The organism is Xanthomonas nasturtii (assembly GCF_001660815.1).
In the GTDB taxonomy this organism is placed as follows: Bacteria; Pseudomonadota; Gammaproteobacteria; order Xanthomonadales; family Xanthomonadaceae; genus Xanthomonas; species Xanthomonas nasturtii.
Window position 1 is genome coordinate 1 of record NZ_LYMI01000022.1, and the last position, 20,204, is coordinate 20,204.

The 20,204-nt window shown below is 65.7% G+C and carries 24 protein-coding genes and 1 pseudogene; 19 read left to right on the forward strand and 6 right to left on the reverse strand.

All coding sequences use genetic code 11. The features are described from left to right. From A7D16_RS22465 to murU, 4 genes and pseudogenes are all read left to right on the forward strand, one after another. Positions 1–148 (forward strand): annotated as a pseudogene (locus A7D16_RS22465) (IS110 family transposase); the annotation flags it as partial. A gap of 351 nt (positions 149–499) precedes the next feature. Beyond that, a complete protein-coding gene (locus A7D16_RS09435) occupies positions 500–772 on the forward strand; it encodes a GlsB/YeaQ/YmgE family stress response membrane protein (protein WP_064632004.1) in 273 nt (90 codons plus the stop codon). A gap of 58 nt (positions 773–830) precedes the next feature. Further along, the gene (locus A7D16_RS09440) at positions 831–1,850 is read left to right on the forward strand and encodes an aminoglycoside phosphotransferase family protein (RefSeq protein ID WP_064632006.1); all 1,020 of its coding nucleotides are present in this window, start codon (positions 831–833) and stop codon (positions 1,848–1,850) included. After that, on the forward strand, positions 1,847–2,557 hold the full coding sequence (murU, locus tag A7D16_RS09445) for an N-acetylmuramate alpha-1-phosphate uridylyltransferase MurU (protein WP_064632010.1): 711 nt from the start codon (positions 1,847–1,849) through the stop codon (positions 2,555–2,557). The genes A7D16_RS09440 and murU overlap by 4 nt, the downstream gene beginning before the upstream one ends. A 382-nt stretch (positions 2,558–2,939) precedes the next feature. On the opposite strand, the gene hda is transcribed toward murU, so the two are convergent. Genes hda through A7D16_RS09460 form a run of 3 tightly spaced genes read right to left on the reverse strand, consistent with a single transcriptional unit; the run spans position 2,940 to position 5,922 of the window. After that, complete coding sequence (gene hda, locus A7D16_RS09450; protein ID WP_064632012.1) at positions 2,940–3,650, reverse strand: DnaA regulatory inactivator Hda; 711 nt, start codon at positions 3,648–3,650, stop codon at positions 2,940–2,942. Then, positions 3,647–4,813 (reverse strand): AI-2E family transporter, encoded by a 1,167-nt coding sequence (locus A7D16_RS09455; protein ID WP_064632014.1) that lies wholly within the window; start codon positions 4,811–4,813, stop codon positions 3,647–3,649. The genes hda and A7D16_RS09455 overlap by 4 nt, the downstream gene beginning before the upstream one ends. Then, positions 4,810–5,922 carry a DUF2066 domain-containing protein gene (locus A7D16_RS09460; protein ID WP_064632016.1) on the reverse strand — a complete coding sequence of 371 codons (1,113 nt, stop codon included), beginning with the start codon at positions 5,920–5,922 and terminating at the stop codon, positions 4,810–4,812. Before A7D16_RS09460 ends, A7D16_RS09455 begins: the two co-directional genes overlap by 4 nt. A gap of 22 nt (positions 5,923–5,944) precedes the next feature. On the opposite strand from A7D16_RS09460, the gene purM reads away from it, so the two are divergent. The 5 genes from purM (at position 5,945) to A7D16_RS09485 (ending at position 9,825) form a co-directional block, all read left to right on the forward strand. After that, positions 5,945–7,078, forward strand: coding sequence for a phosphoribosylformylglycinamidine cyclo-ligase (gene purM, locus A7D16_RS09465; RefSeq protein WP_181920539.1), 1,134 nt, complete (start codon positions 5,945–5,947; stop codon positions 7,076–7,078). 13 nt (positions 7,079–7,091) lie between these two features. Further along, positions 7,092–7,556, forward strand: a complete 465-nt coding sequence (locus A7D16_RS09470; protein ID WP_064632020.1) for a hypothetical protein — start codon at positions 7,092–7,094, stop codon at positions 7,554–7,556. 23 nt (positions 7,557–7,579) lie between these two features. Next, complete coding sequence (gene purN, locus A7D16_RS09475; RefSeq protein WP_064632022.1) at positions 7,580–8,248, forward strand: phosphoribosylglycinamide formyltransferase; 669 nt, start codon at positions 7,580–7,582, stop codon at positions 8,246–8,248. A 65-nt stretch (positions 8,249–8,313) separates the two neighbouring features. Further along, positions 8,314–9,141, forward strand: coding sequence for a DUF3108 domain-containing protein (locus tag A7D16_RS09480; protein ID WP_064632024.1), 828 nt, complete (start codon positions 8,314–8,316; stop codon positions 9,139–9,141). Between the two features lie 3 nt (positions 9,142–9,144). Next, the gene (locus A7D16_RS09485; RefSeq protein ID WP_064632026.1) at positions 9,145–9,825 is read left to right on the forward strand and encodes a DUF3108 domain-containing protein; all 681 of its coding nucleotides are present in this window, start codon (positions 9,145–9,147) and stop codon (positions 9,823–9,825) included. Between the two features lie 203 nt (positions 9,826–10,028). Here A7D16_RS09485 and A7D16_RS09490 read toward each other — a convergent pair whose 3' ends face one another. From A7D16_RS09490 to A7D16_RS09500, 3 genes are all read right to left on the reverse strand, one after another. Next, entirely contained in the window at positions 10,029–10,352 is a 324-nt protein-coding gene (locus A7D16_RS09490) for a hypothetical protein (RefSeq protein WP_064632028.1), read from the reverse strand. Continuing rightward, positions 10,349–11,623, reverse strand: coding sequence for a UDP-N-acetylglucosamine 1-carboxyvinyltransferase (gene murA / locus A7D16_RS09495; protein WP_064632030.1), 1,275 nt, complete (start codon positions 11,621–11,623; stop codon positions 10,349–10,351). The genes A7D16_RS09490 and murA overlap by 4 nt, the downstream gene beginning before the upstream one ends. 248 nt (positions 11,624–11,871) lie before the next feature. After that, a complete protein-coding gene (locus tag A7D16_RS09500) occupies positions 11,872–12,099 on the reverse strand; it encodes a BolA family protein (RefSeq protein WP_055823246.1) in 228 nt (75 codons plus the stop codon). Positions 12,100–12,152: 53 nt separating this feature from the next. On the opposite strand from A7D16_RS09500, the gene A7D16_RS09505 reads away from it, so the two are divergent. From A7D16_RS09505 to rapZ, 10 genes are all read left to right on the forward strand, one after another. After that, positions 12,153–13,154 (forward strand): KpsF/GutQ family sugar-phosphate isomerase, encoded by a 1,002-nt coding sequence (locus A7D16_RS09505; protein ID WP_064632032.1) that lies wholly within the window; start codon positions 12,153–12,155, stop codon positions 13,152–13,154. Positions 13,155–13,203: 49 nt separating this feature from the next. Then, positions 13,204–13,752, forward strand: coding sequence for a KdsC family phosphatase (locus A7D16_RS09510; protein ID WP_064632034.1), 549 nt, complete (start codon positions 13,204–13,206; stop codon positions 13,750–13,752). Further along, complete coding sequence (lptC, locus tag A7D16_RS09515; protein ID WP_064632036.1) at positions 13,749–14,324, forward strand: LPS export ABC transporter periplasmic protein LptC; 576 nt, start codon at positions 13,749–13,751, stop codon at positions 14,322–14,324. Before A7D16_RS09510 ends, lptC begins: the two co-directional genes overlap by 4 nt. Beyond that, a complete protein-coding gene (gene lptA, locus A7D16_RS09520; RefSeq protein WP_095522332.1) occupies positions 14,302–14,862 on the forward strand; it encodes a lipopolysaccharide transport periplasmic protein LptA in 561 nt (186 codons plus the stop codon). The genes lptC and lptA overlap by 23 nt, the downstream gene beginning before the upstream one ends. Continuing rightward, complete coding sequence (lptB, locus tag A7D16_RS09525; RefSeq protein WP_064507313.1) at positions 14,862–15,581, forward strand: LPS export ABC transporter ATP-binding protein; 720 nt, start codon at positions 14,862–14,864, stop codon at positions 15,579–15,581. The genes lptA and lptB overlap by 1 nt, the downstream gene beginning before the upstream one ends. Positions 15,582–15,621: 40 nt before the next feature. Then, positions 15,622–17,061, forward strand: coding sequence for an RNA polymerase factor sigma-54 (locus A7D16_RS09530; RefSeq protein ID WP_064632040.1), 1,440 nt, complete (start codon positions 15,622–15,624; stop codon positions 17,059–17,061). Between the two features lie 87 nt (positions 17,062–17,148). Next, entirely contained in the window at positions 17,149–17,466 is a 318-nt protein-coding gene (gene hpf / locus A7D16_RS09535) for a ribosome hibernation-promoting factor, HPF/YfiA family (RefSeq protein WP_005913379.1), read from the forward strand. A 21-nt stretch (positions 17,467–17,487) separates the two neighbouring features. Continuing rightward, positions 17,488–17,946, forward strand: a complete 459-nt coding sequence (locus A7D16_RS09540) for a PTS sugar transporter subunit IIA (protein ID WP_064632042.1) — start codon at positions 17,488–17,490, stop codon at positions 17,944–17,946. Continuing rightward, the gene (gene hprK / locus A7D16_RS09545) at positions 17,943–18,893 is read left to right on the forward strand and encodes an HPr(Ser) kinase/phosphatase (protein WP_005993219.1); all 951 of its coding nucleotides are present in this window, start codon (positions 17,943–17,945) and stop codon (positions 18,891–18,893) included. The genes A7D16_RS09540 and hprK overlap by 4 nt, the downstream gene beginning before the upstream one ends. Further along, positions 18,890–19,762 (forward strand): RNase adapter RapZ, encoded by an 873-nt coding sequence (gene rapZ, locus A7D16_RS09550; RefSeq protein WP_064632044.1) that lies wholly within the window; start codon positions 18,890–18,892, stop codon positions 19,760–19,762. Before hprK ends, rapZ begins: the two co-directional genes overlap by 4 nt. Positions 19,763–20,204 lie beyond the last annotated feature (442 nt).

Genomic DNA, 20,204 nt, shown 5'->3' on the forward strand with positions numbered 1-20,204 from the left:
CTTCAACCCGGCCCTGCGCGAGTTTTACCAGCGGCTACGCACGCAGGGCAAAGCGGGCAAGGTCGCCCTCGTGGCGGCGATGCGCAAATTATTGGTCATCCTCAACGCCAAGATGCGAGATCAACTGGCGGCTAGCGCCGCCAGTTGATCAAGACAGTTGCTCTCCCGATGGGAGAGGGACTTAGGATCTGCTCCTCTTCGGGAGAGTTTGGTAGTGGCTTGTTGATGCAGAGCCGTTGTTTCCCTGAAGCGTCGTCCGCAACGCCTTTGTTTCGCAAACTTCATCCGCGACATTTTTATGCGGACATAGAACATGCCTCCTGGGAAGCGGATGGTCGGGGAGATGGCCTTGCCCGAAGTCAAAAGCGCACAGCGGCAGAAGCCGATCAATATGCTTTTCTGAAGCCTATGCATCGGCACGGTCGCTCCTGCGCCCGCTGCGCCAGGCAGCGACATGCGAAATGCTAGGCTGCCGATCCCGTCCACTTGCGGTGCTGCGATGAACACTTTGTTTGGGAGCGACAGCTGGCTCTACATCTTGCTGGTCGGTTTTGTGGTCGGGCTGCTGGCCCGCTTCATTACGCCAGGGACGCAACGCCTGGGCTGCCTGCTGACCATCGTGCTGGGCATCGCCGGTGCCGTGGTGGCCAGCTGGTTTGGGCGCTACATGGGGTGGTACCGCGCGGGTGAGCCGGCCGGTTTCCTCGGCGCATTGCTCGGGGCGATCGCCATCCTGGCGTTGTTGCGGTTGTTCAGCGGCAGCAAGCGCTGAGCCCTGCAATCCGCGTCTTGCCCGTTTTATTCATCACTTCACTACACCCATTCAATTCATGACGTCACTCCATCCGGATACCGCGCGCGACGCGCTTCGCCTGCGTTGGGCACAACAGGCGCTCGACGATCCACAAGTGTCGCTGCAGCGCGCATCGGTCGATGCGGGGTTTCGCAGTTACTGGCGCACGCAAGGCCGCGGTGTGGATCGCATCTTGATGGATGCGCCGCCACAGCTGGAAAATGTGGCACCGTGGCTGCGCATGCATGCGCTGTTGGGCGCGAACGGTGTGCGCGTGCCGCAGGTGATTGCGCAGGACCTGGAGACCGGATTTCTGCTGCTGGAAGATCTTGGCGTGCTCACGCTGGCGCAGGTGCTCACCGAGGCCAACGCCGATGACGTGCTGGATGGCGCGATCGGCCAGCTGCTGTTGCTGCAACAGATCCCGCCACCTGCCGCCAGCGGCATGTTCGGTGAAGCGCTGCTGCAACGCGACGCGGGTTTGTTCGAAGAATGGTTCCTGGGCCGCCACCTGGGCGTGCACCTGGAGTGCAGCCATGCCGAGCAGTTGCAACTGGTGCAGCGCCGTTTGATGGACAACGCGCTCGCGCAGCCGTGCGTGTTCACCCATCGCGATTTCATGCCGCGCAATCTGATGCCGGTGCCCGATGGCCCGGCGGTGCTGGATTTTCAGGATTGCGTGATCGGCCCGATTGCCTACGATCCGGTGAGCCTGTTCAAGGACACCTCGGTGAGCTGGCCGATCGCGCGGGTGGATGCCTGGCTGGAGCGCTACCACGCACGTGCCGCAGCGGCCGGATTGCCGGTGCCGCCGCTGGCGCAGTTTCTGCGCGATGCGGACTGGATGGGCGTGCAGCGGCATCTGAAGAATCTGGGTATTTTCTCGCGCCTGAGCCATCGCGATGGCAAGCATTGGTATCTGGAGAACGTGCCGCGTTTCATCGCGTATCTGGACGAGGTGCTGCCCCGCCATGCCGAGCTTGCGCCGCTGATCGGCCTGCTGGACGAGGTGATCAAGCCCGCATTGGCAGCACGCGCGCAGCAGGTCACGACATGAAAGCGCTGATCTTTGCGGCAGGATTCGGCGAGCGCATGCGCCCGCTCACCGAGCGCACGCCCAAGCCGCTGCTTTCGGTCGGCGGCATGCCGTTGATCGTGTGGCATCTACGCAAATTGGCGGCACTGGGCGTGGACGAGGTGGTCATCAACACCTCATGGCTGGCCGAGCAGTTTCCGCAGGTCCTGGGCGACGGCAGCGCGTTCGGTCTACGGCTGACCTATTCCTACGAAGGTGCGACGCCACTGGAAACCGGCGGCGGCATGCTGCATGCGCTGCCGCTGCTGGGCGATGCACCGTTTCTGCTGGTCAATGGCGACATCTGGACCGATTTCGATTTTGCCCGCCTGTCGCGTGCGCCGGCAGGAATGGCGCAACTGGTGCTGGTCGACCAACCTGCATATGCAGCGCGTGCGGATTTCGCACTGGACGCCGATGGCAAGGTACGCGCCGATCTCCCTGCTACGCATACCTACGCCGGCATCGGTGTCTATCGGCCGGCGTTGCTACGCGACTGGCAATCGGTGATTGGCCCGCTGCCAGCACAGGGCAGCACGGCGCCGCGGTTTGCGCTGGCGCCCATCCTGCGCGCACAGATGGCGGCAGGCCTGATCGACGGTATCCACCATGCCGGACGCTGGACCGATGTCGGAACGCCGCAACGATTGGCGGCGCTGGATGCGCAGTTGCTGCACGAGGGCGGCTGATCGCGACCACACTGCTACAACGCCCGGCCGCGCACCGTGCATTGCTTGCACCATGCACACCGACCATCTCGAGGGTGCTTGCGGCCAACCCGAAGGCCGTCGCTCCTGCTCTTATCCATGCACAACGACCATCCCGATGGGTTCTTGCCCGCTCGCCATTGCGGGACCCTGATCGGCATGGAGGCAGCGCCAGGGCCTACATGGACGTACTTGCGGCGTGTCCCGCGATGATGGGCGGGCAAGGGCCTTGCAGCAGCGCCACAGACCCTCTGCTCTGCAAGCTCTAGGCGATGTGCCTCAAGTGCCAGGACACTGCGACAGATGTGCTGATGGGAGGCGCCAGGCAGCCCGTGTCTGCGTAGCGGTGCGAGTGGTAACGCTGTCAGCTGCTCGAAGAGCCACGATCCTCAAGCACCCGCCGCAAAAACGGCACCGTGATGCGGCGCTTGGCGGCCAGCGATTCGCGATCCAGCCGATCCAGCACGGCCACCAGCCCGGCCAGTTCGCGCTCGCTATGGGTCAGCAGCCAGTCGATTGCAGCCTCGTCCAGGGCCAGGCCGCGACGCTGCGCGCGGTCGCGCAGCACCGCCGCGCGTGCGGCATCGTCGAGCACCGGCAACCCGATCCGGATGCATTGCGACAGCCGCGAACGCAGATCGGGCAACACCAATGGCAATCCGTCGGGCATCTGCCGTGCGGTGTACAACAGCGTGCTGCCGGCCGCGCGGGCGCGGTTGTGGAAATCGAACAATGCCACTTCGTCGTCGCGCTGCCCGGCGATGTTTTCCACGCCATCCAACGCGACCAGGCTGCGGCCTTCCAGCGCTTCGAGTGCATCGCGCAAACGACCGGCGGCGGCCTGCAGCGGCAGGTAGGCAGCCGTGCGCCCGGCCTGCTCGGCGGCCGCGCATAGCGACAAGGCCAGGTGTGTCTTGCCGGTGCCGGCCGGGCCGGACAGGTACAGCCAATCGCTCACCTGCCCGGCCGCCAGCGCCTGCAATTGCGCAAGCAGGCCATCGGGTGCGGCGATGTAACTGTCAAAACGCTGATCGGGTGGCGCGCGCAACGCCAGTGGCAATTGCGGAACGCTCACAACCGCTCTGCGTCCTTGCCGGGGTCGATGATCTCGCTGCGCTCGGGCGTGGACTGCAGCACGATGCCGGAACGCTCGCCCGCATACAGATCGCTGCGGGTGTACTGCTCATGCGCATAGCGCAGCAGCACGTTGGCCACCGCCGCCACCGGCAACGCCAGCAGCATGCCCAGGAAGCCGAACAACTGGCCGCCGGCCATCACCGCGAAGATCACCGCAACCGGATGCAGGCCGATCTTGTCGCCGACGATCCGCGGCGTGAGCACATAGCTTTCCAGCAACTGGCCCACGGTGAACACCACGCCCACGCCGATCAGCAACTTCAGGTCCAGCCCCTGCGCCTGCACGATGGCCGCCAGCAGTGCGAGCACGATGCCGGTGGTCGCGCCCAGGTACGGGATGAAGCTGATAAGGCCGGCAATGATGCCGATCAACAGGCCAAGATTGAGCCCGATGATGGACAGGCCGGTAGCGTAGATCGCACCCAGCGCCAGCATCACCAGGAACTGCCCGCGGATGAAGCCACCCAGCACGTCGTTGGATTCCAGCGCCAGCCGGCTCACGGTGCCGATGTAGGCGCGCGGAACCACTGCAGCCACCCGTTCGACCAGGCGGTCCCAGTCGCGCAGGAAATAGAACGCCAGGATCGGCAGCAGCGCCAGGTTGATCACCCAGGTCACCATCGCAAAGCCCGAACGCTGCACGTAGCCGAAGAAGGTCTTGGCAGCGCCGCCGGCCTGTTCCCAGTGGCTGCGGATCCAGTCGATCAGCCGCTCCGGGTCCAGCCAGCCCATCAGTTCCACGCCGGTCTTGGCTTCCAGCCACGGGATCGCCGTGCTGATCGCCCAGGTGCGCATCTGCGGCAGCGCATCGATCAAGGTCATGATCTGGCGCTCGATCATCGGCACCAGAATCATCAGCGCCAACACGAAGATCAGCGTTGCCAGCACGAACACCAGCACCACCGCCACATTGCGCGAGCGCCCGGCGCGTTCGATGCGGTCCACCAGCGGGTCGCCCAACCATGCCAGCAACAGCGCCAGCACGAACGGGGTCAGGATCGGGGACAGCAGCGAGACCACCCACAACACGCCGACAATCACCGCCACCCATTTCAGGCGACGCAGGAACTGGGCAATTTCGGCTTCGGGAGTCAAAGTCATTTCAGGCGGTACTCGGCGTGCTCGTTTTCGAGAATGATCGGGCCCTCGGTCGGTACCGAGACCGAGACCAGCGGGCTGTTGTCGCCGAGCATACGGTTCAGGCCGGAAATGCCCGTGAGCAATTCCAGATCCAACTCCATGCGGTCGCCATTGGCGCTGACCGGGCGGATGCTGCGCACCACCGACACGCCCTGCAAGGCAGCCGATACCCGCAGGTAGTCGTCGGCGCTGCTGATGCCGGTGATCACCGCGCGATAGACGCCGGGCACGCCCGAATCCACGCGCTTGGCGTAGCGCTTGACCAAGGCATCGGCGGCGCCGTCGGCACCGGCGGCCATTGCGCGGCGGGCATCGCCGTCGCTGCTGGTCCAGCTGGACAGCACGTTGCCGTTGTCCACGAACACCCAGTCGGCGATCCAGCCGTCGGCGTTGCGGTAGAGCTTGCCGATCAACTGCATCGGCGGGCTGTACTTGGCGGACGCGCGCGACACTGCGGCGGTGTCCCTGCGCCAGATTGCGCCGGCCAGCGCCTGCTCGGCGGCAGCGCCGCCCGGCAGACCGAGCCGGTAGCCGCGCTCGATGGCACGGTCGAGCACGCTACGCGCCGCGTTGGCCTGGGTCAGCCCGACCAACCGCGGGCCGCTGCCGTCGTCGATGGCCAGCCACAGCACCGGCTTGGGCCGCGGCAATGGCCACACCGGCAAGCCGAGTGCGGCGATCAGGCCATCCACATCCGATTGCCGGAAGCGCGCCACCAGGGTGGTCCGGAAGGTCGGCGCGCCAGTGCGCGAGGTCCCCTGATCCTGGCGGTAGTCGTAGTGGTCGACGTAATTGGGCGCATTGCGCAGCGCCTGCGGCACACCGGGGCGGCTCATTACGCCGCGGTCGCCGGAGACCTTGCCCAGCACCGCGCCCAGCGCGCGCGCCAGTGCGCCGGGGCGATCGGATTCGCTCTGGCTGTTGACCGGCACTTCGGCATCGTAGGCACTTTGCGCCTTGGCAACGTCGCCCTCGGTGCGCAGATCTGCCTGCGCAAAGGCCGGAGCGACGGGCATTGCGACCACGAGGGCGAGAAAGAAAGCGAGACTGCGGCGCATCGACGGTTCCATGACATAAGCGTATCCGGGTGAATTGTTGCCCGAATGGGGCGCTAGCGCCAACGTGGCTGCTAAAATTGCCGCCTTTACTGCCGAGCCACCCCCGCCCGTGACCAGCCAAACGCCTTCCAGCCCCTCGCCCATGACCTACCGCGACGCGGGTGTCGACATCGACGCCGGCAATGCGTTGGTCGAACGCATCAAGCCGCTGGTCAAGCGCAGCTTCCGGCCGGAGGTGATGGGTGGCCTGGGCGGCTTCGGTGCACTATTCGACCTGTCCGGCAAGTACAAGGAGCCGGTGCTGGTCTCCGGCACCGACGGCGTCGGCACCAAGCTCAAGCTGGCGCAGCAACTTGGCCGCCACGACACCATCGGCATCGATCTGGTCGGCATGTGCGTCAACGACGTGCTGGTGCAGGGCGCCGAGCCGTTGTTCTTTCTGGACTATTTCGCCACCGGCAAGCTTGACGTGGACACCGCTGCGGCAGTGGTCGGCGGCATCGCACGCGGCTGCGAGCTGTCAGGTTGCGCACTGATCGGCGGCGAGACCGCTGAAATGCCCGACATGTACCCGCCGGGCGAATACGACCTGGCCGGCTTCACCGTCGGCGCAGTGGAAAAATCGCAGCTGCTGGATGGCGCGCAGGTGCGCGCAGGCGACGTGCTGATCGGCATCGCCTCGTCGGGCCCGCATTCCAATGGCTATTCGCTGATCCGCAAGATCTACGAGCGTGCCGGTGCGCCGGCCGAGCACGTGTTGGACGATGGCACCCGGTTGATCGATGCGCTGATGGCGCCGACCGCGCTGTACGTCAAGCCGGTGCTGGCGCTGCTGAAGTCGCACGGCGAATCGATCCATGCCATGGCGCACATCACCGGGGGCGGGCTCACCGAAAACATCATTCGCGTCATTCCCGACGGACTGGGCCTGGACATCGACGCCAGCGCCTGGACGCTGCCGCCGGTCTTCGCCTGGCTGCAGCGCGAGGGGGCGGTGGCCGATGCCGAAATGTGGCGCACCTTCAACTGCGGGATCGGCTTCGTGCTGATCGCCGCGCCCGCGCAGGCGGCCGCGCTGGAACAGGCGCTGGACGCGCAGTCGCTGGCCCATTGGCGCATTGGCGAGGTGGTGCCGGCGCATGGTGACGAGCGCGTGCGCATCGGCTGAGCGAGGAACCTGCATGGACGCGCCCCCACTCACACCGCCGGCGTTGGCATCGGCCAGCGCCGACGACGTGCAGCATCTCAAGCTGCTGTCGATCTTTCACTACGTGCTGGCCGGCATCACCGGGCTGTTCTCGTTGTTCCCGCTGATCCACCTGTTCATGGGGCTGGCCATCGTCACCGGGCAATTGCCGACGCAGGGCAGCAATGGAGAAGCGGCACCGGATGAACTGCGCTTGTTCGGCTGGTTCTTCGTGGTGTTTGCGGCCGCGCTTATCCTTTGCGGCCTGACGCTGGCCGGTTTCATGGCCTACGCCGGGCGCTGCATCGCCCAGCGCAGACGGCATCTGCTGTGCCTGATCGTGGCCGGCATTTCCTGTTCCTTCATGCCGTTCGGCACCGTGCTTGGCGTGTTTACGCTGGTGACGTTGCTGCGTCCTCAGGTCAAGGCTCTGTTCGGTGCCGGCACCCCTGCTGTCTGAGACGCCCGTGAGCACACTGTTCAATGCACGCCACTGACGCCCCCCTCCGCCTGGCCGTGCTGGCTTCCGGCCGCGGCAGCAACCTGCAGGCCATCCTCGATGCGATCGCCAGTGGACGCCTGCATGCCGAAGTGGTTGGAGTGTTTTCCGATCGCCCGCAGGCGGCGGCGTTGCAGAAGGTCGAGCAGGCGCGGCGCTGGAGCGCCAGCCCGCGCGATTTCGCCGACCGTGCTGCGTTCGACGCCGCGCTCGGCGATGCGATCGCCGCAGTGCAGCCGCACTGGGTGATCTGCGCCGGCTACATGCGCATCCTGGGCGAGCCGCTGGTGCGCCGTTTCGCCGGGCGCATGCTCAATATCCATCCGTCGCTGCTGCCCAAATATCGCGGCCTGCACACCCACGCGCGGGCGCTGGAAGCCGGCGATGCAGAGCATGGCGCCAGCGTGCATCTGGTGGTGCCGGAGCTGGATGCCGGCGCGGTGATCGCACAGGCGCGCGTGCCGGTGCTGCCGGACGACAGCGCCGAGCAACTGGCCGCGCGCGTGCTGCCCCGCGAGCACACGCTGCTGCTGGCCACGCTGGGCCTGCTCGCCAGCGGCCGCGTCGCCGTCCACGGCGAGAGTGTGCATCTCGACGGTCAGTGCCTGTTTACGCCTTTACGACTAGAGTCCGCAGATACCGCACTCGCCTGAATGCGGATACATCTCCCTCATCCCGTCTCGGACATTGTTGCGGCCCCCGTGCCCGCCACCAGCGCATGAACGTCACCCCGATCGCCGCCGCGCTGTTGACCACCGCCCTGCTCACCCAGGCCGGCACCGGCCGTGCGCAACAGCCGCCGGCCGCGCCTGCGCCAGCCACACCTGCTCCGGTTGCGGCGCCTGCCGCTGCACCGGCATCGGCCGCCGCCCTGCCAGCCAGCACCTGGACACCGCCGCCGCTGGAGCCATTCGTGGCGACTTATCAGGCGTTCTACCGTGGCAAGGAGGCCGGCGACGCCACCATGCAGGTCAGCCACGGCGACGGCAGCCAATGGCGCATCGACATGTCGGTGCGCGGCCGCAAGGGCTTCGCCAGCATCCTGGGCCTGAATCTGGAACAAAGCACGGTGTTCCGCGTCGACGGCGACACCTATGTGCCGCTGAGCCAGAGCACGGTACGCAAGGCGGTGTTCTTCGGTAAGAAAGTCACCGGCGTCTACAACTGGCAAGCCGGCACCGCGCAGTGGGACGGCGATCTGAAGAAGGAGCGGCAGCAGCCCATCCCGCTGCAGCATGGCGACCAGAGTGCGCTGTCGCTGAACCTGTCGCTTATGCGCGATGCGCAGCCCGGGCGCAGCCTGAGCTATCGCTACGTCGATGTGGGCAAGGTGCGCAAATACGACTACCGCGCTGCCGATACCACCGAAGTGGTGCAGGTAGGCGATCTGAGCTACGACGCTCTGCGCGTGTACCGGGTCAACAGCGGTGACAACGAAACCATCCTCTGGATTGCCAACGGGGTTCCGACCCCGGTGCGCATCCTGCAACGTGACAAAGGTGAGGATCAGGTCGATCTGCGCCTGGTCGAATACCAAGGAGCCTGACCCATGAAAATTTTCTCCCGTACCAGCGCCGTGATCGCCGCCGCAATGGCGATGACCAGCCTGCCCGCATTCGCCATGCAGCCATTCCAGGCCGAGTACTCGGCCAATTACATGGGGATGCAGGCCAATGGCACCATGACCCTGGCCGCCGCCGGCGCCAATCAGTGGCGCTACACGCTCACCATCCAGAACCAGCTCGCCAACCTGACCCAGAGCACGGTGTTCGAAGAAGCCAACGGTCAGCTGCGCCCGGTCAGCAGCAACGACACCTCGTCGATGATGGTCAAGCGCCGCAACGTCACTGCCAACTACGACTGGAAGACCAGCCAGGCGACCTGGAACGGCGATATCAAGCCGGACCGTCGCGGCCCGGTCAAACTGCAACCCGGCGATATGGACGCGCTGCTGATCAACCTGGCGATCACCCGCGATCTGGCTGCCGGCAAGCCGCTCAACTACCGCATGGTGGACGAAGGCCGCATCAAGCCGATGAGCTACAAGGTGGTCGGCGAGGAAACCATCACCGTCAACGGCAAACAGCAACAGGCCACCAAGGTATCGCGTGTGGACGGCGACAAGGAATTGATCGCGTGGGTAGTCAAGGACCTGCCGGTGCCGGCGCGCCTGCTGCAGAAGGAAAAGGGCCAGGACGCGCTGGACCTGACCATCAAGTCGCTGCGCTGAGCGCTCTGCGTTATCCGACCGTCTTGACTGGTCCTTGCCCGCTCACCGTAGCGGGACCTTCAGCGGCATGGATGCCGCGCCAGAGCTAGAAGGACGTACTTGCAGCGTGTCCTGCGATGGTGGGCGGGCAAGGGCCATGCAGCGAAGCCGCAGATCAGCGGCTCCGCAATCACTCTTTCATTTCAGCCAAGGCCGATCGCTTCTCAAGGCTTGCCGGCAGCCTTGTCGTCGCCGGTCGTAAATACGGTGCGGCAGTCCACCCGGATCTGCTCATCAGTGCCACGCCAATAGAACAGGTCGCAATGGCGCTTGCCCTCGACGGTCTTCTTGACCGCCACCGCATAGAACGACTGCGCAATCTCGTTGCGGCTGGCAGTGCCGTCGCCGTTCCAGTCCATGTTCTTGAACTCGACGCCCTGGGTGATCGCCATGCCCACGCTCCAGGCGTAGGCGAGCCACGCCAGGATCAGCACGATCACGCCCAGAAGGATCTTGCGACGGGTGGTGAAACGGCCGCGCAGGATCATGCGGTACGCCGGATGGTCGCGCCCAGCGCCCCCAGCTTCTCCTCGATGTTTTCGTAACCACGGTCCAGGTGGTAGATGCGATCGATGGTGGTGTCGCCGTCGGCCACCAGCCCGGCCAGGATCAACGACGCCGAGGCGCGCAGGTCGGTGGCCATGACCGGCGCGCCACTGAGGCGTTCGGCGCCGCGCACGATGGCAGTATGGCCTTCGACCTGGATGTCCGCACCCAGGCGCAGCAGTTCGTTGACGTGCATGAAGCGATTTTCGAAGATGGTTTCGTTGATCACGCCCACACCGTCGGCCACGCAGTTGAGCGCCATGAACTGCGCCTGCATGTCGGTGGGAAACGCAGGGTACGGCGCAGTGGTCAGGTTGACCGCGCGCGGGCGCTTGCCATGCATGTCCAGGGTGACACTGTCGGCGGTAGTGGTGATGGTGGCGCCGGCCTCGGTGAGCTTGTCCAGCACCGCGTCCAGCGTTTCCGGGCGCGCGCGGCGCACGGTGACGCTGCCACCGGTCATCGCTGCGGCGACCAGGAAGGTGCCGGTTTCGATGCGGTCCGGCAGCACCGCATGGTGCCCGCCGCCCAGACGCTCGACGCCCTGCACCACGATGCACGGGGTGCCGGCGCCTTCGATCTGCGCACCGAGCGCAATCAGGCAATCGGCCAGGTCGGTGACTTCCGGCTCCATCGCCGCGTTTTCCAGCACGGTGGTGCCCTCGGCCAGCACGGCGGCCATCAGCACGTTCTCGGTGCCGGTGACGCTGACCATGTCGAACACGTAACGGCCGCCTTTTAGACGCCCATTGCTGGTGGCCTTGATGTAGCCGTTCTCCACACTAATCTCGGCACCCAGTGCCTGCAGGCCCTTGATGTGCTGGTCGACCGGACGCGAACCGATCGCGCAGCCGCCGGGCAGCGACACTTCGGCGGTGCCGTAGCGCGCCAGCAGCGGGCCCAGGACCAGGATCGAAGCGCGCATGGTCTTGACCAGCTCGTACGGGGCGATTTGATGAGTCACCGAGCGCGGGTCGACCAGGATCGAGCGGCCTTTGGCCAGCGTGCCTTCGTCGATGGTGACCTCGGCGCCCAGCTCGCTGAGCAGTTTCACCGTGGTGATCACATCGTGCAGGTGCGGCACGTTGCTGATTTCCACCGGCGCATCGGCCAGCAGGGTGGCACACAGGATCGGCAGCACTGCGTTCTTGGCGCCGGAAATATTGACTTCGCCATGCAGCGCTTGGCCGCCGGTCACTACGATTTTTGCCATGGGAGCTTGGGAGATCCGAAAGTAAGTCGGGAAAACAAGGGGTCTGTTGGAACGGGTCGGCGTGGTGGTTCAGACAGCCATGCCGACCAGATGCGTCGCGGTAGGTCGCCGCTCGGAGTGCCTCCCTACCGTGGCGGGTAGTCGCCAGGCGAAATGGGGGGCCGGTTCAGAAGTGTACGAGTGGCGCCTGCCGATTCCGAGCACCAGCCGCGCCGTGTAGCGGTGAGCGCAGGCGTGGTCGGCCGCGCTCAGCCTTCGTCGGGGGTCAGCGTCTTGAGCTGCAGCGCATGGATTGCCCCGCCCATCAGCTCGCCCAGGGTCGCGTAGACCATGCGGTGGCGCGCCAAGGGGGCCTTGCCGGCGAATAAGGCGCTGATCACGGTGGCCTCGAAGTGCACGCCATCGTCGCCGTGCACGTCGACGCGGGCTTCGGGCAAGCCGGATTCGATGAGTTTACGGATGGTTTCGGCGTCCACAGGGCGTTTCCTCATAAAATGAGCGCACATTCTACTCTTCACCCGAGTTCTGCATGGCCGTCTCGCACCTGCCCTCCGCCACCGTCAGCGACGCCAGCCTGATCGACAGCGGCCAGCGCGTGCTGGAGATCGAGCGCGAGGCACTGGCCAGCGTGGGCGCGCGGATCGGCAGCGACTTTGCCGCCGCCTGCCGGCTGGTGCTGGCCTCGCGCGGGCGCGTGGTGGCCACCGGCATGGGCAAATCCGGACATATCGCGCGCAAGATCGCCGCCACCCTGGCATCGACCGGCACCCCGGCGTTCTTCGTGCATCCGGGCGAAGCCGGACACGGCGACCTGGGCATGATCACCGAGGCCGACATCGTGCTGGCGCTGTCGTACTCGGGCGAATCGGACGAAGTGCGCATGCTGCTGCCGGTGCTCAAGCGGCAGGGCAACCCGATCATCGCCATGACCGGCCGCCCCGGCTCCAGCCTGGCCCAGGCCGCCGATGTGCACCTGGATGTCAGCGTCTCGGCCGAAGCCTGCCCGCTGCACCTGGCCCCAACTTCCAGCACCACCGCCTCGCTCGCCATGGGCGATGCACTGGCGGTCGCCTTGCTCGACGCACGCGGCTTCACCGCCGACGACTTCGCCCGCTCGCATCCGGCCGGCAGCCTGGGCCGGCGCCTGCTGCTGCACATCACCGATGTGATGCACGCCGGCGAGGACCTGCCGCGCGTGCGCGAAGACGCCAGCCTGAGCGAGGCGCTGATGGAAATGAGCCGCAAGCGCCTCGGCATGACCGCCGTGGTGGACAGCGACGAGCGCCTGATCGGGCTGTTCACCGACGGCGACCTGCGCCGCGCGCTGGACAGCGACATCGATGTGCGCAGCGCCGGCATCGCGCAGGTGATGACGCGCAACCCGCGCACCATCGGCGCCGACCAGCTGGCCGCCGAGGCCGCGCGGCTGATGGAGGATTACAAGATCAATGGCCTGATCGTGGTCGACGCGCAACAGCGCGCGGTGGGCGCATTGAACATTCACGACCTGTTGCGCGCCAAGGTGGTTTAACAGGTTCAGTTTTCAACCGCCGGAACTCCGTTCTCACCGATTCGTGCCGATGCCCTATTCCCCTTTGCAGCACCTTCCCGCCGAGTTGATCGAACGCGCCGCGCGGATCCGCCTGGCCTGTTTCGACGTCGACGGAACCCTCACCGATGGCCGCTTGTATTACGACCACGCCGGCAACGAGAGCAAGGCATTCAACGTGCTGGACGGCCAGGGCCTCAAACAGCTCGACCATGCCGGCATCCACGTGGCGCTGATCACCGCGCGCGCCAGCCTGTCGGCGGAAAAGCGCGGCCAGGACCTGGGTCTGCACGTTCAGATCGGGGTCAAGAACAAGCGTCTGGCGGTGCTGGCGCTGTGCCAGGAGCATGGCTTGTCGCTGGACCAGGTGTTGTTCATGGGCGACGACCTGCCAGACCTGCCGGCGTTGCTGGCGGTCGGCCTGCCGGTGGCGCCGGCCAACGCGCACCCCTGGATCGCCGAGCGCGTGCAGTGGCATACCCAGGCACGTGGCGGCGAAGGTGCCGCCCGCGAGGTCTGCGATGTAGTGCTGGCCGCGCAAGGCCAGGTCGAGAGCATCATCGAAAGGTTTTCCGCATGAATTGGAACTGGAGAACCACCCTGGGCGTGGTGCTGTTCGCCGCCGCCGTGATCTCCGGCTGGTCGGCCTGGCAACAGCGCGCGCGCCCGGTCGCCGCAGTCGTGGACGAGTCCAAGGCCGATTACGTGCTGCGCGATTTCGAATTGATCGCGTTGGACAAGCAGAGCGGCAAGGAATCGATGACGCTGCGCGCGCCGGAAATGCACCGCAACCGCGCCGACCAGACCTCGGAAATCACCACGCCGGTTTTTCTGTTGCCCGACAACGCCAACCAGCCGTGGACGCTGCGCGCCAAGACCGGCTGGATCAGCCCCAAGGGCGACGAGTTGCGTCTGCGCGGTAATGTCGAAGGCGACAGCCCCACCACCGGCAATACCCCGCCAACCACCTTCCGCACCGAAAGCCTGGACGTGTTTCCGCAGCAGAACCTTGCCAAGACCGCTGCCCCGGTAAGCATGAGCCGGCCGGGTATCATGCAGAGCGGCGTCGGCTTCGAAGCCGACCTCAAATCACGCCAGTACAAGCTCCTTTCTCAGGTCAAGACCCGTTATGAACCGAATGCTGCCCGCTAAACTGGCGTTTGCCGCGCTGCTGTTGCCTGCACTGGCCATGGCCAAGACCAGCGACCGTAATCAGCCGATGGCGATCGACTCCAATGCCAACGATTGCAACATGCTCGACGACAGCGGCAAGTGCCGTTTCAGCGGCAATGTGGTGATCACCCAGGGCACGCTGGAAATCCATGCCGACACCGCCGACATCTTCCAGAAGAACGGCCAGACCGACCGTGTGGTACTGGTGGGCAAGCAGGCCACGCTCAAGCAGCAGATGGACGACGGCGCGATGATGAACGGCCAGGCCGACAACATCGAGTACCAGGTCGCCAACGAAGTCATCGTGCTGACCGGCAACTACAAGGTCGACTCGCCCAAGGGCACCAACGCTGGTCAGCGCATGGTCTACAACACCAAGACCGGCAACATGCAGAGCGGCGGCGACGGCAGCCGCGTGCGCACGATCATCCAGCCGAAGAACGCAGCCCCTGCCGCAGCCACACCGGCCCCGGCACCAGCCGCCAAGCCCGCTGCCAAGCCGCAGGGGAAGAAGTAATGCTGGTCGCCACCGGTCTGCGCAAGAAGTACAAGCAACGCGAAGTGGTCAAGGAATTCGGCCTCACGCTCGAGGCCGGCGAAGTGGTCGGCCTGCTCGGCCCCAACGGTGCCGGCAAGACCACCTGCTTCTACATGATCGTCGGCCTGGTCGAGGCCGATGCCGGGCGCATCGAGCTGGATGGCCGCGACCTCACCGCCGAGCCGATGTATGCACGCGCCAAGCTCGGCGTGGGCTACCTACCGCAGGAGCCGTCGATCTTCCGCAAGCTCACCGTGGCCGACAACATCCGCCTGGTGCTGGAACTGCGCGAGGAACTGGACACTGCCGGCCGCGAGAAGGAACTGGTCTCGTTGCTGGAAGAATTGCAGATCACCCATGTGGCCGATCAGCTCGGTGCCAGCCTCTCCGGTGGCGAGCGGCGCCGGTGCGAGATTGCGCGTGCGCTGGCGGCCAAGCCACGCATGATGCTGCTGGACGAACCATTCGCCGGCGTGGACCCGATTTCGGTCGGCGAGATCCAGCGCATCATCATCCACCTTAAGGAACGCGGCATCGGCGTGTTGATCACCGACCACAACGTCCGCGAGACCTTGGGAATCTGCGACCGCGCGTATATCCTCGCCGAGGGGGGCGTACTGGCGCAGGGGGCACCAGACACGTTGCTTGCCAATCCCGACGTCCGTCGCGTGTATCTGGGGGAAACCTTCCGCCTTTGAGCGTGGCGCCGCGCCATCGTTTTTTCCAGTCAGTGCCCGCATGAAAGCCCGGCTCCAGACATCGCTAGGACAGCAGTTGGTCATGACGCCGCAATTGCGTCAGGCGATCAAACTATTGCAGATGTCAACCACCGAGCTGGAAGTGGAAATCGCCGAGGCAGTGGAAACCAATCCACTGCTGGAGTGGGCCGATGAAGCCGCACAGGCCGCCAACGACACCGCGGTGGAAGCCTCGCCGTCAGCGTCCACCGAAGAACCCCAGCGCGAAGAAGCCGCACCTGCCGAGCGCGACGACGATTGGTCGCAGGACGAACTGCAGTGGACCGGCTCGGGCAGCGGCGGCAGCTTCGACGACGACGAGTCCGGCGATGCCGCCGAGCGTGTGGCCGAATCGGAAACCCTGGCCGACCACCTTCTTTGGCAGTTGCATCTGTCGCCGCTGTCGCCGCGCGACCGCCAGATCGGTGCGCTGCTGATCGATGCGCTGGACGAAGACGGCTATCTGCGCGAACCGCTGTCGGCCATTCTCGAAACGCTGGCGCTGGGCGCGGCGGTGGACGAGGCCGAAGTTCTCACCGTGCTGCATCAGATCCAGCGCTTCGACCCGGTCGGCGTGGGCGCGCGCGCCCTGGGCGAATGCCTGGCGCTGCAGCTGGCCGTACTCGACCCGGCCACGCCGGGGCGCGAGCTGGCGCTGCAGATCGTCGCCGGCCCGCTGGAACGGCTGCCGCGCAGCGGCGTGGCCGGCCTGGCGCACGAACTCAAGCGCTCGGCCGCCGATGTCGAGCAAGCAGTGCAACTGGTGCGCTCGCTGGACCCGCGCCCGGGCAAGCAGATCGGCGACCTCTCGCAAGACACCTATGTGGTGCCCGATTGCGTGATCTGGCGCCAGCGCGGGGTTTGGCGGGCCTCGCTGGCTGGCCGCGCGCAACCCAAGGTCACCATCCACCGCGGCTACGAAAACCTGATCCGCACCTGTTGTGAATCCGACGCCGGCTACCTGCGCGGGCAGCTGCAGGAGGCGCGCTGGCTGCTCAAGAGCCTGGAGGCGCGCGGCGAAACCTTGCTGCGGGTGGTGCGCTGCCTGCTGCAGCACCAGGCCGGGTTCCTGGAATTCGGTGCGCAGGCGCTGCGCCCGTTGACCCTGCGCGAGATCGCAGGCGAGCTCGGCCTGCACGAATCCACCATTTCCCGTGCAATTTCCCGCAAATACGTGCGCACCCCGCGCGGCACCATCGCGCTGCGCTCGTTCTTCGCCTCCGGCATCGACACCGACAGCGGCGGGGAGGCCTCCAGCACCGCCATCCAGGCCATGATCCGACGCCTGATCGATGCGGAAAACCCGCGCAAACCACTCTCCGACGCCAAGTTGGCAGATCTGTTGAAAACATCCGGCGTACCAGTAGCGCGGCGCACCGTTGCGAAGTATCGTGAGGCCATGAACATTTCCGCCTCCCACGAACGCGTCCGCATCGCCTGACGTTGCAACCACCGCAACGCCGGCCTGCGCCGGGTTTGTCGGAATACCGGAACGGTTCACTGGCCCACCGACCAATGGAGGTATCCGATGCGTATCGAGACGTATGGCCACCAGCTTGAAGTGACCCCCGCCCTGCGGGAGTACGTGGCAAGCAAGCTGCAGCGACTGCAGCGCCATTTCGACCAGCACTGTGAAGTCCGAACGCAGCTGGCCGTTCGCAAGCCGGACCACCACGTGGTCGCCACCGTCAACCTCCCCGGTCGCACGCTGCACGCAGATGCCAGCGGCTCCACCATGTACGCCGCCATCGACCTGCTGGTCGACAAGCTGGACCGCCTGGTGCTCAAGCACAAAGAAAAGAAATGTAACCACCATGCACGCGAGGTGCGCGACAATCCCGCGTGACGCTTCCTGCTTGATGCCCTCATGCCTTTAACCGATCTGATGGCGGCCGTGCGCACCGTGGTGTCGCCGGCCGCCGATCGCGACACCGTGCTGCATACCGCCGCCGATCTGCTGTCCTGCCGTCAGGCCGGTGCCGACGAGCTCTACGCCAACCTGTGCGAGCGCGAGGCCCTGGGCAGTACCGCCATCGGCCACGGCATCGCCATTCCGCATGGGCGCTGCCCCAATCTCACCGAACCACGCGGCGCGCTGCTGCGGCTGGACACGCCGGTGGCCTTCGGCGGCGATGAGCCGGTGGACCTGATCTTCGCCATGGCAGTGCCTGCGCACTACACCCACCAGCATCTGATGCTGTTGTCGGAACTGGCCGAACGCTTCTCCGATGCCGACTTCCGCCAGCAGCTGCGCGCCGCGCCCAACGCCGATGCCTTGATGGCGCTGCTGACCGACGCAACGCCACCGCAGGCCAGCGCAGCATGAATACCAGCATCACCGCACGCGAACTGTTCGACCAGCAGCGCGACAAGCTGGCGCTGCGCTGGGTCGCCGGGCAGAAGGGCGAGCACCGCGAGATCCAGGCCGGCAGCAACAATGCGCGCCGCCCGTCGCTGGCTGGCTATCTCAATGTGATCTACCCCAACAAGGTGCAGATCCTGGGCACCGAAGAACTGGCCTGGCTGGATTCGCTGGACGCGCGGCAGCGCTGGGAAACCATCGAAAAGATCATCCAGGTGCAGCCGCTGGCGCTGGCGATCAGCAAGAACCAGTCGTGCCCGGAAGACCTGCGGGCGGCCGCTGACGAATCCAATACGCCGCTGTGGATTTCGCCCAAGCGCGGCCACGAACTACTCAATCACCTCTCCTACCATCTGGCGCGCACGCTGGCGCCGCGGGTCACGCTGCACGGCGTGTTCATGGAGATCTATTCGATCGGCGTGCTGATCACCGGCGAAGCCGGCTCGGGCAAGAGCGAGCTGGCGCTGGAACTGCTCAGCCGCGGCCACCGGCTGGTGGCCGACGATGCGCCCGAATTCACCCAGATCGCCCCCGATGTGCTCGACGGCACCTGCCCCGAATTGCTGCAGGACCTGCTGGAAGTACGCGGCCTGGGCGTGTTGAACGTACGCGACATGTTCGGCGACACCGCGGTGAAGAAAAACAAATACCTGCGCCTGATCGTGCACCTGACCCGGCCGATGACCGAGCCCACGCCGTCCGGCTACGAGCGCCTGACCGGCGATTCCGGCAGCCGCCACGTGCTGGATCTGGACGTGCCGCTGATCACCCTGCCGGTGATGCCCGGCCGCAACCTGGCCGTCCTCACCGAGGCGGCCACCCGGCTGCATATCCTGCGCACCAAGGGTATCGACCCGGCGGCGATGTTCATCGCCCGCCACAGCAACCTGCTGGAGCGACGCACGCCATGAGTACCGCGCCCTCCACGTTGATGATCGTGAGCGGGCTGTCCGGCTCGGGCAAATCGGTTGCGTTGAAGACCTTCGAGGATCTGGACTACTACTGCTCGGACAACCTGCCGGTCGAATTGCTGCCGGACTTCGTCAAGAGCCGCCTGCGCGGCAACCCGCTCGGCGACCAGCGCCTGGCGGTGGGCATCGATGTGCGCAGCCGCAGCGACCTCACGCAGCTGGCGCAATGGCGACAGGCCGCGCAAGAATACGGTATCGAAGCGCGCCTGCTGTTTTTCGAGGCCAGCGACGAGGCGCTGATCAAGCGCTACGCCGACACCCGCCGCCGCCATCCGCTGAGCCATCTCGGCCTGGCCTTGCCGGAAGCGATCACCCGCGAGCGCCAGTTGACCGAGCCGCTGCGGGCGCAGGCCGATGCCATCATCGACACCAGCACGCTCAACGTGCATCAGTTGCGCCGCCGCGTGGTGACCGAATTTGCACTCGGCAGCAACGACCGTCTGTCGTTGCTGTTTGAGTCGTTTGCCTACAAGCGCGGCGTGCCGGCCGAAGCCGACTTCGCCTTCGATGCGCGCGTGCTGCCCAATCCGCACTGGGATCCGGAACTGCGCCCGCTCACCGGGCGCGATGCCGCAGTGCGCGACTATCTGGACAGGGAGCCGGACGTCCAGCGTTACAGCGCGCAGATCGTGGACCTGCTCGACACCTGGCTGCCGCGGTTGCGCAACGATACCCGTAGCTACGTGACCATCGCCTTCGGCTGCACCGGCGGCAAGCACCGCTCGGTGTATCTGGCCGAACGCATGGCCCGGCACGCACGCGAACAAGGCTGGCCGGAAGTGGCGACGTTTCATCGCGAGCAGGACTGAGAAGCCGGGAGTCGGGAATCGGGATTGGGGAATCGGTAGCGCGGAATGCTGGTGACTGACTTGTGCATGCACCCGTCGTTGAGCAGGTGCTGTTGCGGATTCTGGCTCGAAATGCGATTGCTGGCGGACGGTTTGGGTGGGATGGGCGTCGTGGAAGACACCTCGTCTTTAGCTGGCGCTGGTGAAGCGCTGACGCCCTGCAAAAACTGCACTGAGCTTTTTGCCTGGCGCGCAAGGCAGCGCCATATGAAAGGGGCGCATGGCGCAGCGCTGTAATGGCTCTCAGCATTGCCTTGCCTGCTGTCGCGCGCACTGCAGCGCTCGCTTGAGAGCCCGCATGCGCTGCCGACGCGCAACACGTCACAGATCAGCGCTACATAGCACTGCGACACGAAAGCAATACGCGGTGGAATCCGGTCACTGCAGCACTCCTAAACGGCTA

Excerpts from the sequence above, each read along its gene's own strand:
- A7D16_RS09470 (WP_064632020.1), top strand. The coding sequence starts at position 7,092 with ATGGACGCGCCCCCACTCACACCGCCGGCGTTGGCATCGGCCAGCGCC.
- A7D16_RS09455 (WP_064632014.1), bottom strand. The coding sequence starts at position 4,813 with ATGACTTTGACTCCCGAAGCCGAAATTGCCCAGTTCCTGCGTCGCCTG.
- purN (WP_064632022.1), top strand. The coding sequence starts at position 7,580 with ATGCACGCCACTGACGCCCCCCTCCGCCTGGCCGTGCTGGCTTCCGGC.
- lptC (WP_064632036.1), top strand. The coding sequence starts at position 13,749 with ATGAATTGGAACTGGAGAACCACCCTGGGCGTGGTGCTGTTCGCCGCC.
- lptA (WP_095522332.1), top strand. The coding sequence starts at position 14,302 with ATGAACCGAATGCTGCCCGCTAAACTGGCGTTTGCCGCGCTGCTGTTG.
- A7D16_RS09480 (WP_064632024.1), top strand. The coding sequence starts at position 8,314 with ATGAACGTCACCCCGATCGCCGCCGCGCTGTTGACCACCGCCCTGCTC.
- A7D16_RS09460 (WP_064632016.1), bottom strand. The coding sequence starts at position 5,922 with ATGGAACCGTCGATGCGCCGCAGTCTCGCTTTCTTTCTCGCCCTCGTG.
- A7D16_RS09510 (WP_064632034.1), top strand. The coding sequence starts at position 13,204 with ATGCCCTATTCCCCTTTGCAGCACCTTCCCGCCGAGTTGATCGAACGC.
- A7D16_RS09505 (WP_064632032.1), top strand. The coding sequence starts at position 12,153 with ATGGCCGTCTCGCACCTGCCCTCCGCCACCGTCAGCGACGCCAGCCTG.
- murU (WP_064632010.1), top strand. The coding sequence starts at position 1,847 with ATGAAAGCGCTGATCTTTGCGGCAGGATTCGGCGAGCGCATGCGCCCG.
- lptB (WP_064507313.1), top strand. The coding sequence starts at position 14,862 with ATGCTGGTCGCCACCGGTCTGCGCAAGAAGTACAAGCAACGCGAAGTG.
- hpf (WP_005913379.1), top strand. The coding sequence starts at position 17,149 with ATGCGTATCGAGACGTATGGCCACCAGCTTGAAGTGACCCCCGCCCTG.
- A7D16_RS09440 (WP_064632006.1), top strand. The coding sequence starts at position 831 with ATGACGTCACTCCATCCGGATACCGCGCGCGACGCGCTTCGCCTGCGT.
- A7D16_RS09530 (WP_064632040.1), top strand. The coding sequence starts at position 15,622 with ATGAAAGCCCGGCTCCAGACATCGCTAGGACAGCAGTTGGTCATGACG.
- A7D16_RS09485 (WP_064632026.1), top strand. The coding sequence starts at position 9,145 with ATGAAAATTTTCTCCCGTACCAGCGCCGTGATCGCCGCCGCAATGGCG.
- A7D16_RS09435 (WP_064632004.1), top strand. The coding sequence starts at position 500 with ATGAACACTTTGTTTGGGAGCGACAGCTGGCTCTACATCTTGCTGGTC.
- A7D16_RS09540 (WP_064632042.1), top strand. The coding sequence starts at position 17,488 with ATGCCTTTAACCGATCTGATGGCGGCCGTGCGCACCGTGGTGTCGCCG.
- murA (WP_064632030.1), bottom strand. The coding sequence starts at position 11,623 with ATGGCAAAAATCGTAGTGACCGGCGGCCAAGCGCTGCATGGCGAAGTC.
- rapZ (WP_064632044.1), top strand. The coding sequence starts at position 18,890 with ATGAGTACCGCGCCCTCCACGTTGATGATCGTGAGCGGGCTGTCCGGC.
- hprK (WP_005993219.1), top strand. The coding sequence starts at position 17,943 with ATGAATACCAGCATCACCGCACGCGAACTGTTCGACCAGCAGCGCGAC.
- A7D16_RS09490 (WP_064632028.1), bottom strand. The coding sequence starts at position 10,352 with ATGATCCTGCGCGGCCGTTTCACCACCCGTCGCAAGATCCTTCTGGGC.